12 protein-coding genes are annotated in these 13916 nt (G+C 62.9%); 5 read left to right on the forward strand and 7 right to left on the reverse strand.

Annotation, left to right across the window (positions count from 1 at the left end; translation table 11 throughout):
* Positions 1 to 45 precede the first annotated feature (45 nt).
* Positions 46 to 2298: an aldehyde dehydrogenase family protein gene (locus M3N55_RS11210; protein ID WP_283163953.1), complete on the reverse strand. Its 2253-nt coding sequence runs from the start codon at positions 2296 to 2298 to the stop codon at positions 46 to 48.
* A 39-nt stretch (positions 2299 to 2337) separates the two neighbouring features.
* Entirely contained in the window at positions 2338 to 3282 is a 945-nt protein-coding gene (deoC, locus tag M3N55_RS11215) for a deoxyribose-phosphate aldolase (protein WP_249058931.1), read from the reverse strand.
* Between the two features lie 151 nt (positions 3283 to 3433).
* Between deoC and M3N55_RS11220 the strand changes: the two genes are divergently transcribed.
* Positions 3434 to 4522 (forward strand): ABC transporter ATP-binding protein, encoded by a 1089-nt coding sequence (locus M3N55_RS11220; protein ID WP_249058933.1) that lies wholly within the window; start codon positions 3434 to 3436, stop codon positions 4520 to 4522.
* Between the two features lie 63 nt (positions 4523 to 4585).
* Positions 4586 to 5380, forward strand: a complete 795-nt coding sequence (locus tag M3N55_RS11225) for an inositol monophosphatase family protein (RefSeq protein WP_249058935.1) — start codon at positions 4586 to 4588, stop codon at positions 5378 to 5380.
* A 48-nt stretch (positions 5381 to 5428) separates the two neighbouring features.
* Here M3N55_RS11225 and M3N55_RS11230 read toward each other — a convergent pair whose 3' ends face one another.
* Entirely contained in the window at positions 5429 to 5980 is a 552-nt protein-coding gene (locus tag M3N55_RS11230; RefSeq protein WP_249058936.1) for a gamma-glutamylcyclotransferase, read from the reverse strand.
* A gap of 64 nt (positions 5981 to 6044) precedes the next feature.
* On the opposite strand from M3N55_RS11230, the gene M3N55_RS11235 reads away from it, so the two are divergent.
* Positions 6045 to 6926 (forward strand): DUF2125 domain-containing protein, encoded by an 882-nt coding sequence (locus M3N55_RS11235; RefSeq protein WP_249058938.1) that lies wholly within the window; start codon positions 6045 to 6047, stop codon positions 6924 to 6926.
* On the opposite strand, the gene M3N55_RS11240 is transcribed toward M3N55_RS11235, so the two are convergent.
* Together M3N55_RS11240 and M3N55_RS11245 are read right to left on the reverse strand one after the other, a co-directional pair.
* Positions 6903 to 7259, reverse strand: coding sequence for a VanZ family protein (locus tag M3N55_RS11240; protein ID WP_249058939.1), 357 nt, complete (start codon positions 7257 to 7259; stop codon positions 6903 to 6905). The two genes, M3N55_RS11235 and M3N55_RS11240, sit on opposite strands and share 24 nt — an antisense overlap.
* A 50-nt stretch (positions 7260 to 7309) precedes the next feature.
* Positions 7310 to 8179, reverse strand: a complete 870-nt coding sequence (locus M3N55_RS11245) for an RNA polymerase factor sigma-32 (RefSeq protein ID WP_249058947.1) — start codon at positions 8177 to 8179, stop codon at positions 7310 to 7312.
* 99 nt (positions 8180 to 8278) lie between these two features.
* On the opposite strand from M3N55_RS11245, the gene M3N55_RS11250 reads away from it, so the two are divergent.
* Complete coding sequence (locus M3N55_RS11250) at positions 8279 to 8857, forward strand: MarR family winged helix-turn-helix transcriptional regulator (RefSeq protein WP_249058949.1); 579 nt, start codon at positions 8279 to 8281, stop codon at positions 8855 to 8857.
* Here the strand turns inward: M3N55_RS11250 and M3N55_RS11255 are convergent.
* Positions 8854 to 11805, reverse strand: coding sequence for a valine--tRNA ligase (locus M3N55_RS11255; protein ID WP_249058960.1), 2952 nt, complete (start codon positions 11803 to 11805; stop codon positions 8854 to 8856). The genes M3N55_RS11250 and M3N55_RS11255 overlap by 4 nt on opposite strands.
* A 99-nt stretch (positions 11806 to 11904) precedes the next feature.
* Here M3N55_RS11255 and M3N55_RS11260 point away from each other — a divergent pair, with 99 nt between their 5' ends.
* A complete protein-coding gene (locus tag M3N55_RS11260; protein ID WP_249058963.1) occupies positions 11905 to 12624 on the forward strand; it encodes a DUF3592 domain-containing protein in 720 nt (239 codons plus the stop codon).
* On the opposite strand, the gene M3N55_RS11265 is transcribed toward M3N55_RS11260, so the two are convergent.
* Entirely contained in the window at positions 12621 to 13856 is a 1236-nt protein-coding gene (locus tag M3N55_RS11265) for a lytic murein transglycosylase (RefSeq protein ID WP_428982642.1), read from the reverse strand. The genes M3N55_RS11260 and M3N55_RS11265 overlap by 4 nt on opposite strands.
* Positions 13857 to 13916 lie beyond the last annotated feature (60 nt).

The raw sequence follows: 13916 nt of genomic DNA on the forward strand, positions 1-13916 counted from the left end.
AGCTAAGGGTGCGTGCCTTGCGCGCACCCCGTCCGCTTTGTGGGGTTATGCGCCGTAAGGCACCCAGATCGTCTTGATCTGCACCATGGCCTCCAACCAGTCGCGCCCCTGCCCCTCTGGCGCGTGCCAGACCGGTTTCAGGTTGCTTGCGCTCTCATGCTCGATCATCTGGGCGACGCCGGGTTGTGCGCAGGCCAGTGCGGCCACATCGTTATGGCTGGCCAGCGTTTTCGCAAGCTCCGCTACCGGCCCCGACACAATGTTGACCACGCCCGCCGGCACGTCCGATGCGCCCAGCATTGGGCCAAGTTCCAGCGCCGCCAAGGGATTGTTTTGCGACGGCACAACCACCGCCCGGTTGCCCATGGCGATGGCGGGCAGGATCAGCGACAGCGCGCCCAAGAGCGGGGCTTCTTCGCCGCAGACCAGCCCCACAACGCCGAACGCCTCGCGCATGGCCAGGGTCACATGCGCGCTTTGGGTGTTGTGCACAGCGCCCGACAGCTTGTCGGCCCAAGCGGCGTAATACATCGTCCGGGCAATGCTGGCGTCAATCTCGGCCATAGGCACCAAGGCCGCCAGCCCGTCGCGATGATGGTCCAGCGTTTCGGCCAGAAAATACAGCACCTGCGCGCGTTGATGCCCGCTCATCTTGGTCCAGCCGCTGGCCTTGTGCGCAGCTTCGACCGCGTTGCGGATGTCCTTTCGGTTGCCAAGCGGCGCATGGCCAAGGCGCGTGCCATCCGTCATGACCGACCAGCTTGCGCCGCCATCCGCGCGCTTTTGCGCGCCGCCTATGAATAGCTTATGCGTGCGGTCCAGCCCGTCCGGCGTGCCGTTCGCGGGCAAAGGATCAATCGCGCCGGGCGCGGCACCCTGCGCAGGGTCGCCTTTGCGCAAATACGCCGCCATCCCTTCGCGCGCGCCCTCGCGGCCAAAGCCCGACGCGCGCATGCCGCCAAAGGGGGCGTTGGCGTCAAACATGTTGGTGGCGTTTATCCAGACCACACCGGCCTTAACTTGCGCGGCCAAATCCATGGCAACGGTCAGGTTTTCGGACCAGATGCTTGCGGCCAGCCCGTAGCGGGTGGCATTGGCCAGTTCTATCGCTTCAGGCGGGGTGCGGAAGGTTTGCAGCGTCACCACTGGACCGAAAATTTCCTCGGAAACACAAGGGTTTGCGGGCGACACCTGATCCAACAGAATTGGCGCGCAGAAGCAACCCTCGGGTGCCGTGCCCTCATGCGCCACCGCACCGGCGGCGACGCCTTGGGCGACCAGATCGCGGATGCGGGCCAATTGGCTTGGGTTGATGATCGCGCCTATATCGGTGGATTTGTCCAGCGGGTCGCCCACGCGCAATGATTTCAGACGTGAAATCAGGCGGTTGCGAAAGGTCTCTGCCACGCTTTCGGCCACCAGAATACGGGTGCCCGCGCAGCACACCTCTCCTTGATTGAACCAGACGGCATCCACCACGCCTTCAACCGCGGCATCCAGATCGGCATCCCCCATCACGATGAAAGGCGATTTGCCGCCAAGCTCCAGCGTCAACGCCTTGCCTGACCCGGCCGTCGCACGGCGGATGATCTGCCCCACTTCGGTCGAGCCGGTAAAGGCGATTTTATCAATCCCGTCATGTGCAACAAGTGCTGCGCCCGTCGTCCCGTCGCCGGTCACAATGTTCACCACACCGGGGGGCACGCCTGCTTCCAGACAGATTTCGGCAAACAAAAGCGCCGTCAGCGGTGTATCTTCTGCCGGTTTCAGCACGACCGTATTCCCCGCCGCAAGCGCGGGCGCGACCTTCCATGCCAGCATCAGAAGCGGAAAATTCCACGGGATGATCTGGCCACAAACCCCATGCGCGCGCGCGCCGGGGAATTCCTCGGCCAGAAGTGTCGCCCAGCCCGCATGGTGGTAAAAATGCCGCGCGACCAAAGGGATATCTATGTCGCGCGTTTCCCGAATGGGTTTGCCATTGTCGAGCGATTCCAACACCGCGAACAGCCGTTCCCGCTTTTGCACCTGACGCGCCAGCGCATAAAGCACGCGCGCGCGCAAGGCGGGGTTGGCCTGCCAATCAGCTTGGGCGGTGCGGGCGGCGTTGACTGCGGCATCCACATCGGCGGCTGTGGCCTGCGTGACCTGTGCCAAAGTTGTATCCTGCGCCGGGTCACGCACGTCGAACACATCGCCCGGCATGGTAAACGCCCCGCCAATGAACAGGCCAAACGGCTTGCGCGCCAGCCAGTTACGGGCGGCGGCGGTGCTTTCGGGGGCGGGACCATAGACCATCGTTTCCAGAATCTCCGGTATCACAGTTATTCTACCTTCTTAGGCCAGCGCATGGCGGTGGCTGGCGGCATAGCGGCCGGTGACATGATGCTCCAACTGGCGCTCTATATCGGCCAGCATGGACGACGCGCCCAACCGGAACAGGCCGGGGCGCAACCAGTCGCGGCCCAGTTCTTCGCGCATCAGCATTTGCCAGTTCAGCGCATCCTTGGCGGTTTTCATGCCCCCCGCGGGTTTGAAACCGACGATATGGCCGGTGGCCGCGTGGTGGTCGCGGATCGCGCGGCACATGGTCAGGCCCACGGGCAGCGTGGCGTTCACCCCTTCCTTGCCGGTCGAGGTCTTGATGAAATCTGCCCCCGCCTGCATGGCAATGCGCGAGGCCGCGTAGACATTTGACAGCGTTGCAAGATCACCCGTTGCGAGAATGGCTTTCATATGGGCCGGACCGCAGGCGTCTTTCATCGCGGCAATTTCGTCGTAGAGCGCCGACCAATGCCCGCCCAGCACATGCGCGCGGGTGATAACGATGTCGATTTCCTGCGCGCCCTGCCCCACAGCGTAGCGGATTTCGGCCAACCGCAGATCGAGGGGCATAAGCCCTGCCGGAAAACCTGTTGCGACGGAAGCTACGGGAATGCCGGTGCCGTTCAGTGCTGCAACCGCCGTCGCCACCATGGTCGGGTAAACGCAGACCGCCCCAGTGCGCGGCATATCCGCCAGTCCCAGCCCGGCCACGATATGGTCGGCCAAAGGACGGCGCGCCTTGGCACACAAGCGGCGCACCCGGTCCGGCGTGTCATCGCCCGCCAATGTGGTCAGGTCCATACACGCAATCGCGTTCAGCAGCCATGCCGCCTGATATGCGCCCTTGATAGATCGGCGCGCGATCAAAGACGCGGCACGGCGTTCGGTTGCGGGCCGGTTGACGCTGTGGAACACGGCAATGTCCAGCGGCGTGGCAGAGTTATGCGGATGGATCATGTTGCCCCTGTGCTAAGGTTTGGGCGCAGTATGGCCGCGCAGCCCAAGCCGGGCAATGCCCTTTTCCGGGGCGCTCTGACAGTTGACGCGGGGGCGCAATCGGCATATCCGACAAAGGCGCTTGGGTTTCACCCAGCAAGGAGTTCGCGCCATGAACACATTGCCAAAATCGCTCAGCTTCAAGATGCCGGCGGATGCCACGCCGCTCGGCTATCGCCCGGCCCCGAAAAACGTGCTGCTGACGGTGGATCGGTTACGCAAAAGCTTTGCCGCTGGCGACACCCCGGCGGTAGAACGCGCAAGCTTTGATCTGGGCGTGGGCGAGATGCTGGCGCTGCTTGGCCCCTCTGGCTGTGGCAAGACCACCACGCTACGCATGATTGGCGGGTTCGAAGTGCCCGATGCGGGCCGCATTATTCTGCGCGGGCAGGACATTACCCATGCCGCCCCGGAAGCGCGCGGCATTGGTTTCGTGTTTCAGGATTATGCGCTTTTTCCGCATCTGACGGTGCTGGACAACGTCAAATTCGGGCTGCGCAAGATGAAACGCGCCGATGCAACAGCGCGCGCCGAAGACATGCTGCGCTTGGTCGGGCTGGAGGGGCTGGCGCAGCGCCGTCCGCATGAATTGTCGGGCGGGCAGCAACAGCGCGTGGCGCTGGCGCGCACGCTGGCCATGGCGCCGCCGCTGGTGCTGATGGATGAGCCGTTTTCCAATCTGGATGCCGCCATGCGTGTCGACACCCGCCAGGAGGTGCGCAAATTGCTGAAAGCCTCTGGCGCGGCGGGGATTATCGTAACCCATGACCAGGAAGAAGCGATGGCCGTTGCCGACCGGATCGCCGTGATGGAAGCGGGTCGCATCGTTCAAATCGGCACTCCGGACGAGATTTACCGCTACCCGGTGTCGGCCTTCGTTGCCTCGTTTATCGGGCGGTCGAACATTCTGAACGGCAATGCCGATGGCATGGAAGTTGCGACCGAATTTGGCAAACTGCCGCTGTCGCGCGCGGCAAATGGCGCGGTTACGCTGTCGGTCCGGCCCGAACAGATCATGCTGGAAGCGGACCCGGACGGCCCGGCCTCTGTTGTCGGGCGCGAGTTCCGGGGGCATGACCAGCTTTACTGGGTGCAGGAAGGCGAGCGGTGCCTACAGGTAATATCCGGCGCGGGGGCCACCATCGAAGTAGGGCAGCGCGTGCGGTTGCGCATCTGTGATTGCGTGGTGCCCTTGGCATAAGGCTTTCCTTCCCCGCGCAAGGGGTATAAAGCGCCCGCTGACCCTTCTACCGGAGCAGACGACATGCAAGGCAGCGCCAATCTCAACGTTATGATTCAAGCCGCGCGCAAGGCCGGACGGATGCTGGTCAAGGATTTCCGCGAAGTCGAGAACCTGCAAGTATCGTCCAAATCGGCAGGCGATTTCGTGTCGCGCGCCGATATCGCCGCCGAGGCTGCGATCCGCGAAACCCTGACCGAAGCGCGCCCCAATTACGGGTGGCTGGGCGAGGAATCGGACCCGGTTGAGGGCAAAGACCCCACCCGTCGCTGGATCGTGGACCCGCTGGATGGCACCACCAATTTCCTGCACGGGATGCCGCATTGGGCCGTGTCCATCGCGCTGGAGTTCAAGGGCGAGATCGTGTCTGCGGTGGTGTTCGACCCGGCCAAGGATGAGCTGTATATCGCGGAAAAAGGCATGGGCACCTTCATGAACGGCACCCGTCTGCGTGTGTCGAACCGCAACACCATGTCGGAATGTGTCTTTGCGACCGGCGTGCCCTTTGGTGCGAAACGCACGCTGCCCGCCATGCTGCACGATTTGGCGCAGTTGATGCCCGCTTGTGCCGGGGTGCGCCGTTGGGGCGCTGCGTCGTTGGACCTCGCCTATGTCGCTGCCGGTCGCTATGATGGGTTCTGGGAGCGCGAATTGCAGCCTTGGGACATTGCCGCAGGGTTGCTGCTGGTGCGCGAGGCCGGTGGCTTTACCGGCCCCATCCGCGAGGGCGAAAAGATATTCGACCGGGGCGAGGTGATCGCGGCCAATTCCGATATTTTCGACCGCTTCGCCAAGATCATCCGGTCGCGGCCTGCATAAGGCACTGACAGACCAAAGACCGTAAGGGCAGTGCCCGAACGCGGGTTTTTAACCGGGCTGGACCGAAACCCCAGCCAACGCCCCCACCCGCGCCGAAAGCCAATCCAGATCCGGATCGCGCAGGCCCAGTTCGGCCAGGTGCCGGGCTGTGTTGACCAAATACTCGCTATTGGGCCCGCGTCCGCCCACGGCGCGGGCAATGATCTGCGCCTGTTCTTCCAGCGGCAGCCCGCCGCAATACTGCCCATGGTCCCGGTCGATGACATAGGTCACGGCCTGCACCATTGGCCCATCTTGCAAACGCACAGGCACTTCGCGCTCCAGATAGGCCGCAGAAATCAATTCACGCGCGCGCAGGTATTCCAGCGTTTCCTCGGCAATGCGCCCATCCACCTCGAACGCGACGCCTTCGCAGCCGCCCGACCCTTCATCCAGCGCCAGCACAAGGCCCGGTGCCTCTACCGTGCCGCGATGATGGATCGAGCGCATGCAGAAGGACCGCTCATACCCGTCCAATCGCGCAATTCGCATCGCGCCATGCGCGAAACCGGGGTTCCAGATCAGCGATCCGTAACCGAAAATCCATAACGTATCGGGCATGGTCTGGCTCCTGTCTGGGGTCGCGGTGTAGACAGGATTCGCGGCAAGGTCAAAAGGATGCAAAATGCGCGGGTTTCTGGGGCTGGTCATAGTGGGCGGCGTGCTCTGCGCCGGTTGGTTCGGGGTGGCGCAATTGTTGCGCATGGCACCAGACCACCTGCAAGCGCGGGGCGCAGAGGTGCAATCACTCGCGGTCGCAGGTTTTCCGCTGCGATTCGATCTGGCGCTGGATCGCCCCGCCCTGCCCGCGCAGGGCTGGTCCGCCGATGCCGCGCATCTGTCCCTGCCCAGCTATTGGCCGTTCCATGCCAGCGGCACGCTGTCGGGGGGCCACACATTGACAAGGCCGGGCGCAACATGGCGCATGGACGGGCCGGATATGCCCGTTGCGGCCAGCGTCACACCGGGGTTGGTGTTACGCACCGCCACGCTTCAGGGGCATGACCTAACCCTGCGCGGCCCCCTCTCGGGGCGGTTGGACTCGGTTGCGCTGTCGCTTTCACCCACCGATGACCCGCTAATGCGCGCCGTAACGCTGGACATGGACGGGTTGAATTTCGGCGGGCTGGAAATTTTAAGCGCCTCAGTGCGCGCACAGTTACACTTTACCACACCACCGCGCCTGACCACGCGGCCCAGCTTGCAGCGGATCACCGCGGCGCGGGCGCGCATAGACATGGGCACAACCCAAGCAGAGATCAGCGGCACGCTGGAGCGCGGCGCAGACGGGCAGTTAAACGGCACGCTGCCCCTGACCGTGACCAACTGGCAGCCCCTGCTTGCGCAGATGCAGCAAACAGGGCTGTTGCCGCCCAATCAGGCCCAAATGGTGATGATGATGGCGCAGGGCATGAGCCATGGCACAACGCTGTCCTTGCCCCTGAACGTCCGCGCCTCTGTCATCTATCTGGGTCCGCTGGCGCTATTTGATCTTGGGCGTATCTGAACGCCAAAACCGGACTGCCATAAGCGCAATCCCCGCGCCTGCGGCATTCGCCGCCAGATCGCTCCACTCTGCACCGCGCCCGAAATAAGGCTGCACCAGTTCGGTGACGCCACTATAGCCAAACACGACCAGCAAGATCACCCAATGCCAGCGGCGCGGCATGCCCAGCATGGCGGGCAAAGCAACCGCACAGAACAGACCGGCGTGAACAGCCTTGTCGAGATATGGCACGGGTAACGGCTTGCCATCCGGCATGGGCCACAGCAGCAAAACGAAAACCACCACGGCCAAGAAGACGGAAACGGCACAGCCGATCCAGGCATTGCGGGTCAAAGACGAACCTCCGGGTCAGGCGTCAGACGTCCCGCGCCGCGCCACAAAGGTCAAGCTGAAAGCGTTTCGGGCGCACCGCTCTTGCGCACATGGCGCGTCACGCGTTCCAGTGCGCGCTCTTCAAGCTGGCGAACCCGTTCTTTGGAAATCCCCATTTCGGCGCCAATTTCGGCCAGCGTGCGCGGGCTTTCACTCAGATGCCGCTCTACGATGATGCGCTGTTCGCGCTCTGGCAACGTGTTCACCGCGCCATACAGCAACTTGCGGCGGCGGCGCTCTTCCAGATCCTCCAGCACGCGTTCCTCTGTCGGGGCAGTGTCATCGGCGATGGCATCCATCCAGTCGCGCCCGTCTTCCTCTCCCGATTGGGGCGTGTTCAGCGACAGGTCATGCCCGGCCATGCGCCCCAACATGATCTGCACCTGTTCTTCCGGCACATCCAGCGCGCGCGCGACAGAGGCCGAGATCGCTTCGTGCCGGACCTCGCCATCATCCATTTTGGACAGCGTGCGGCGCAAATGGAAGAACAGCTTTTTCTGTGCAGCATTGGTCGCGGTGCGTACCACCGACCAGTTGCGCATCACATATTCCTGCATCGACGCCCGGATCCACCAGGCCGCATAGGTCGAGAATCGCGCCCCGTTATCGGGGTCATATTTCTCGGCGGCGCGCATCAGGCCCAGATTGCCTTGCTGAATCAGGTCATCCAGCGGAAAGCCGTAGCGCCGGAAGCGCCCCGCAACCGACACAGCCAGGCGCGTATAGGCGGTTATAAGCTGGTGCAGCGCGCGTTCATCCCGATTGTCGCGCCATGCCAGCGCCAACGCATGTTCGGTCTCTGCATCCAGCATATCGGTGGCCATGGCGGTGCGGATAAACCGGCTGGTATGCGGGTCGCGGGCGAATTTCGCGGCGGTCATGAGCAAAGCTCCATTTGGTAGCGTTTCGATATTGTTTCGTATCGCTATCAGTTTCGAGCGCATCTTGTCAACGCGGCAAGGCCGGATTACGTCCTTGCCATGACACAAACGCTTCCAAACGATCTGGCCGACCTTCTGGTGCATCTGGCCCGGCTTGCGCAAAGCGCGGCCAACAGCCCGCTGACAGCGGCCCAATGGACGGCTTTGCGCTATTTCGCGCGGGCCAATGCGTTTTCGCGCACGCCTTCTGCGTTTTCCGAATTCCACGCGACCACGCGGGGCACGGCATCGCAAACGGTGAAAGCCCTGGTCGATATGGGTCTGCTGACACGCCAGTCCCATGCCCATGACCGCCGCAGCACGGTGATGGAGGTGACGGACTCTGGCCGCGCCATGCTCAAAAGTGATCCGCTGGGCACCCTGCGCAATGTCCTCGCGGCCCTGCCCGAAGACGAACAAACCAGCTTGGCCCGCGCCGTGCGCAAGGCCGTGACCGATCTTTCGGCCCAACGCGGCGCGCCCACATTCGGCACCTGTTCAGACTGTGACCATTGCGAACCGGGCGGCGCGCAGGCTTATTGCCATTGCACGCAAACCCTGCTCGCCGCGCCCGACATGGCCGCCTTCTGTGTCGATTTCCGCCCCGCGAGCGATAAAAAAGCCGGGGCGAAACCTTAACCGATTTCGCGCAATCGCCCGACAGCTTCCGTCAGGCGCGCGATCTCATCTGCCAACAGGGCCGAATTCTCGCGCGCTTCCGTCACCACCTCTTCCGGGGCCGAGGCGACGAATTTCGGGTTCTTCAACCGCCCTTCAATGCCCGCGCGTTCTTTTTCAGCCTTGGCCAGCGTTTTCTCCAGCCGCGCGCGCTCTGTGGCGATGTCGATCACCCCTTCCAGCGGCAGGCCAAAGCTGCCGCCCTCGACCGCCACGGTAATCGACCCTTTGGGTAGCTCCGTCACTTCCTCTAGCGACGCGATCCGCGCCAGCTTCGTCACCAGCGCCATATTGCGCGACAGCGCGGCACGGCCAGCATCGTCCAGATCAAGCTGGACCATGTTCAGCTTCAGCCCAACCGGCACACGCAACTGCGCACGCGCCGAACGGATGCTCTCAATCAGCGCGATCACCCAGTTCATCTCGCGCAAGGCGCTCTCATCAACCAGATCGGCACCATATTCCGGCCAATCGGCATGGACGCAAAGTTTCGCGCGCGCGCCAGTCAGCCCCCACAGCTCTTCGGTGATGAAGGGCATGAACGGGTGCAGCAAGACCATGCATTGATCCAGCACCCAGGCCATCGTTGCGCGGGTTTCGGCGGCATCGTCGCCATCGAATAACGGTTTGGCGAATTCGACATACCAATCGCAGACCTTGCCCCAAACGAAGCCATAAAGCGCGCTGGCGGCATCGTTGAAGCGATAATCGGTCAGCGCCGCATCCACCGTTTCGCGCACTTTCGCGGTTTCACTGATGATCCAGCGGTTGACGGTCGCCTGCGCGTCCGGGGCAGCGGCTTGGGTTTCGTGCCCTTCCCAAACGCTGTTCATCTCTGCAAAGCGGCAGGCATTCCACAGCTTGGTGGTGAAATTGCGATAGCCTGCAATGCGCTGCGTATCCAGCTTCAGGACACCGCCAAGGCTCGCCATGGACGCATTGGTGAATCGCAGCGCATCGGCGCCGTATTCGTCGATAATCTCCAGCGGGTCGACCACGTTGCCCAGCGTCTTGGACATTTTCTTGCCCTTGGCGTCGCGGACAAGCCCGTGCAGATAGACATCGCGGAAGGGGATATCATCGACAACCGCAAGTTGCATCATCATCATACGCGCGACCCAGAAGAACAGGATGTCCTGCCCGGTGACGAGGACGGATGTGGGGAAATATTTGGCAAGTTCTTCTGTCTGGTCCGGCCAGCCCAGCGTGCCGATGGGCCAAAGGCCGGAGGAGAACCACGTGTCGAGAACGTCGGGGTCGCGGGTCAACGCCTTGCCCGGTGCCATGGCCTGCGCCTCGGCCTCTGACGGAGCGCAATACATGCTGCCCTCGTCATCATACCACACCGGAATCTGATGCCCCCACCAAAGCTGACGCGAGATACACCAAGGCTCGATATTCTCCAGCCAATGGAAATAAGTCTTCTCGCCCGATTCCGGCACGATCTTGGTGCGACCCGTGCGCACCGCGTCCAAAGCAGGTTTGACGACCTCTTGCGCGTCAACAAACCATTGGTCGGTCAGCATTGGCTCGATCACGACTTTCGACCGATCCCCAAAGGGTTGCATGATCTTCTTCGCCTCCACCAAAGGCACCAGCGCGTCCCGGACCTGATCCGGGACCTCTTGGTCAGCCCCCAGAGGCCCCGGCTCTTCGGCCGGGGCGGGTTTCGCGGCGGCCGCCCCAAGGCGCGGGTCGTCAGGCGTGGTCATCATGGCCAGCCCCTCGGATGTGATCTCGTCGACGACAGCCTTGCGTGCCTCATACCTGTCCAAGCCGCGCAGATGGTCGGGGACAAGGTTCAGCGCATCCGCCTCTGCCTCGGACAATGCGCGCTCGCCCCGCGCCACCGCGCCCGCAATCGCGGCTGCCTCGGCATAAGGCGCGCCATCGCTGCGCATCTGCGCGCGCATGTCCATCAGGCGATACATCGGGATATCGTTGCGCTTGGCCACGCCGTAGTCATTCGCGTCATGCGCGCCGGTGATCTTGACCGCGCCCGATCCGAAATCGGGGTCCGGGTAGTTGTCGGTTATGATCGGGATCAGGCGGCGATGCTCTTTCGGGCCAACCGGAATTTCACATAGCTTCCCGACAATTGGCGCATATCGTTCATCCGATGGATGAACCGCAACCGCCCCATCGCCCAGCATGGTTTCGGGCCGGGTTGTGGCAATGGAAATGTAATCGCGCTCTTCATCGACGATGACATTTCCGTCTTCGTCCTTCTCGACATACCGATAGGTCGCCCCACCCGCGAGCGGGTATTTGAAGTGCCACATATGGCCGTCGGTCTCGATATTCTCGACTTCCAGATCGGAAATCGCCGTCTCGAAATGCGGGTCCCAGTTGACCAGCCGCTTGCCGCGATAGATCAGGCCCTTGTTATACATCTCGACAAAGACCTTGATGACGGCATCATGGAAATTGCCGTCATTGCCCTCAGGCGCACCCGGCGCGCCGGACATGGTAAACGCGTTACGGTCCCAGTCGCAGGAATTGCCCAGCCGCTTCATCTGGTCGATGATCGTGGTGCCGTATTGCTGCTTCCATTCCCAGACGCGGGCCAGGAACGCCTCGCGCCCTAGATCGGCGCGGCGCTTGCCTTCTTCGGCCAGCAGCTTCTTTTCTACCTGAAGTTGCGTTGCAATCCCGGCATGGTCCTGCCCCGGTTGCCAAAGCGTGTCAAAGCCACGCATCCGGTGCCAGCGGGTCAGGATATCCATAAGCGTATGGTTGAACGCGTGGCCCACATGCAACGCGCCGGTCACATTGGGCGGCGGCAGCATGATGCAGAAGCTCTCGTCGCGGGACTTGTTCGCGCCCGCGGCAAATGCGTTCGCGTCCAGCCATTTGGCGGTGATCCGCGCTTCTGCGGCTGTCGCGTCGAATGTTTTTTCCATGCCCATTGCACACACCTCTTCCGGTTTGGCTGCGTGTTTAGCGCCGGCGGCGGTCAAGGGAAAGCCCCGCTTGGCATTTGCGCCGCAATGGGCAAGATTGCGGACATGATAGAGCGCAAACCCCTTTCCTACCCCCGGCTGATCTGGCGGCTTGGTCTTGGCTGGCTGGCCTTGCCTTTGGTGTTCGGGGTGGTCTTTGTCGCGGTTGCGCTCTCCAGCCTTGCCGCGTATCGCGCGCTGCAACGTGACGGCGTGCTGGGCCAGACCGAGGTGATCGCGCGCAACATCTCGCGGTCGCGCAATTCGGACGGGGATGAGACCCTGACCTATTACCTGACCCACAGCTTTCGCCCCGAAGGCTATTCCGACAGTGTCACCACGCGGCAATCGGTCGGGCGCGGGCTATATATGGGCACGGAGGTCGGGAGTTTTTTACCCGTGACCTATATCTGGAACCAGCCCGAGCGAAACACGCTTGACCCGAAACGCGGCATGTTCGGGGTGGTGTTTTTCGGGCTTGCGGGCGCTGTTGCGTTGCTTGTGGCGCTTGGTGGCACGGCATGGGGCTGGGGGCGCGTGGCCTCTGCCCGGCGCGCGTTGCTGCATGGCGATGTGCGCGAGGCCCGCGTGACCGACATTCGCAAACTACCGCTTCGGGTGAACGGGCGCGCGCGCTACCGCATAACATGGCAAGACGCTGTCGGAACCACGGGCAAATCACTGATTGCACGGCCAGATCTGGCTCTGGCGCAGAACGTCGGCGCTGTGATCGTGATCTATGTGGACCTCCGCACCGGGCGCGGCTGGTGGCAAAAGCAAATCTAGGCCCCGCGCCGTAACCTTTCCAAAAGCGTGCGCGAGGGCTGGCCCGTGACCGGCAAACCCCGCGTGCTTTGATACGCGCGGATCGCGGCTTGCGAATTGGGGCCGATCACGCCGTCAGTGCCTTGGGTGTCAAACCCCGCGCGGGTCAGGCGTTCTTGCAGTTCCTTACGGTCGCCCAGCCGCAAACCATTGGCATCTGGCTGGAAATTGCCCTGAATTGGGCCGCCGCCGCGCAGGCGGTCGGACAGGTGGCCAATGCCGAGGCCGTAAAGCTCTGAGTTGTTATAGCGAAGAATAACGCCGAAATTGCGCGTGACCAGAAACGCCGGGCCGCGCGGCCCATCGGGCAGAATAAGCGAGGCGGATGCCCCGGTCAGGCTGCCGCTGACCGCGCGCACCCCAAGCCCGGCCCAATCGCTGCGGGTGGACCCGCGCCCGGCCAGCCCGGTGTTGAATCCGTCCGGCAGGCGCACCTCTTGCCCCCAAGGCACACCCGTTTGCCAGCCCATGCGCGACAGGTAATTGGCGGCACTTGCCAGCGCGTCAGTTGGGTCATCGGCCCAGATGTCGCGCCGCCCGTTGCCGGTAAAATCCACCGCATAAGCCTGATAGGTGGTCGGGATAAACTGGGTATGCCCCATTGCCCCCGCCCATGAGCCGCGCAGGTTGGTATAGCTCGTGTCGCCACGTTCCAGAATGCGCAAAGCGGCCGTGAGCTGGCTTTCAAAGAACTCTCCGCGCCGCCCGTCAAAGGCCAAGGTGGCGAGCGCGGAAATGGCCGGAATGTCGCCTTTCTCGGTGCCGTAGCGTGATTCCAGCCCCCAGATGGCGGTCAGCACTTCGGTGGGGACGCCGTAGCGCCCCTCGATCGCGCGCAGGGTCCCGCCATGACGTGCCAGCGCCGCGCGCCCTGCCGTGATCCGCTCATCCGAGGCCGCGATGGCAAGGTAATCTTCCAGCGTTCGGGTGAATTCGGTTTGCCGCCTGTCCCGCGCAATGACATCGGGTAAAAACCCTGCCCCTGAAAGCGCGCGATCCACCACTTGCGGGGCAATCCCGGCACTGCGCGCGCGGCCTGCATAGGCGTTCACCCATGCGTCAAAATCGGGGTTTGGCTGCGGACGCATGGTCTGCGTCGGGCGCGGCGTGGTGGCGCGAATCCCGCCCCCCATGCAGGCGGACAAGGACAGGCTGGCGACACCAGCGAAAAAGACACGGCGGGACAGGATCATTCGGCTGCTCTGTGTTTTATGTTTCGAAACAGATTAGCGAATTATCGCCGGATTGTTAAG

The sequence above is a fragment of the Roseinatronobacter domitianus genome, assembly GCF_023336755.1.
GTDB lineage: Bacteria > Pseudomonadota > Alphaproteobacteria > Rhodobacterales > Rhodobacteraceae > Roseinatronobacter > Roseinatronobacter domitianus.

Excerpts from the sequence above, each read along its gene's own strand:
- M3N55_RS11210 (WP_283163953.1), bottom strand. The coding sequence starts at position 2,298 with ATGGTCTATGGTCCCGCCCCCGAAAGCACCGCCGCCGCCCGTAACTGG.
- deoC (WP_249058931.1), bottom strand. The coding sequence starts at position 3,282 with ATGATCCATCCGCATAACTCTGCCACGCCGCTGGACATTGCCGTGTTC.
- M3N55_RS11220 (WP_249058933.1), top strand. The coding sequence starts at position 3,434 with ATGAACACATTGCCAAAATCGCTCAGCTTCAAGATGCCGGCGGATGCC.
- M3N55_RS11225 (WP_249058935.1), top strand. The coding sequence starts at position 4,586 with ATGCAAGGCAGCGCCAATCTCAACGTTATGATTCAAGCCGCGCGCAAG.
- M3N55_RS11230 (WP_249058936.1), bottom strand. The coding sequence starts at position 5,980 with ATGCCCGATACGTTATGGATTTTCGGTTACGGATCGCTGATCTGGAAC.
- M3N55_RS11235 (WP_249058938.1), top strand. The coding sequence starts at position 6,045 with ATGCGCGGGTTTCTGGGGCTGGTCATAGTGGGCGGCGTGCTCTGCGCC.
- M3N55_RS11245 (WP_249058947.1), bottom strand. The coding sequence starts at position 8,179 with ATGACCGCCGCGAAATTCGCCCGCGACCCGCATACCAGCCGGTTTATC.
- M3N55_RS11250 (WP_249058949.1), top strand. The coding sequence starts at position 8,279 with ATGACACAAACGCTTCCAAACGATCTGGCCGACCTTCTGGTGCATCTG.
- M3N55_RS11255 (WP_249058960.1), bottom strand. The coding sequence starts at position 11,805 with ATGGGCATGGAAAAAACATTCGACGCGACAGCCGCAGAAGCGCGGATC.
- M3N55_RS11260 (WP_249058963.1), top strand. The coding sequence starts at position 11,905 with ATGATAGAGCGCAAACCCCTTTCCTACCCCCGGCTGATCTGGCGGCTT.
- M3N55_RS11265 (WP_428982642.1), bottom strand. The coding sequence starts at position 13,856 with ATGATCCTGTCCCGCCGTGTCTTTTTCGCTGGTGTCGCCAGCCTGTCC.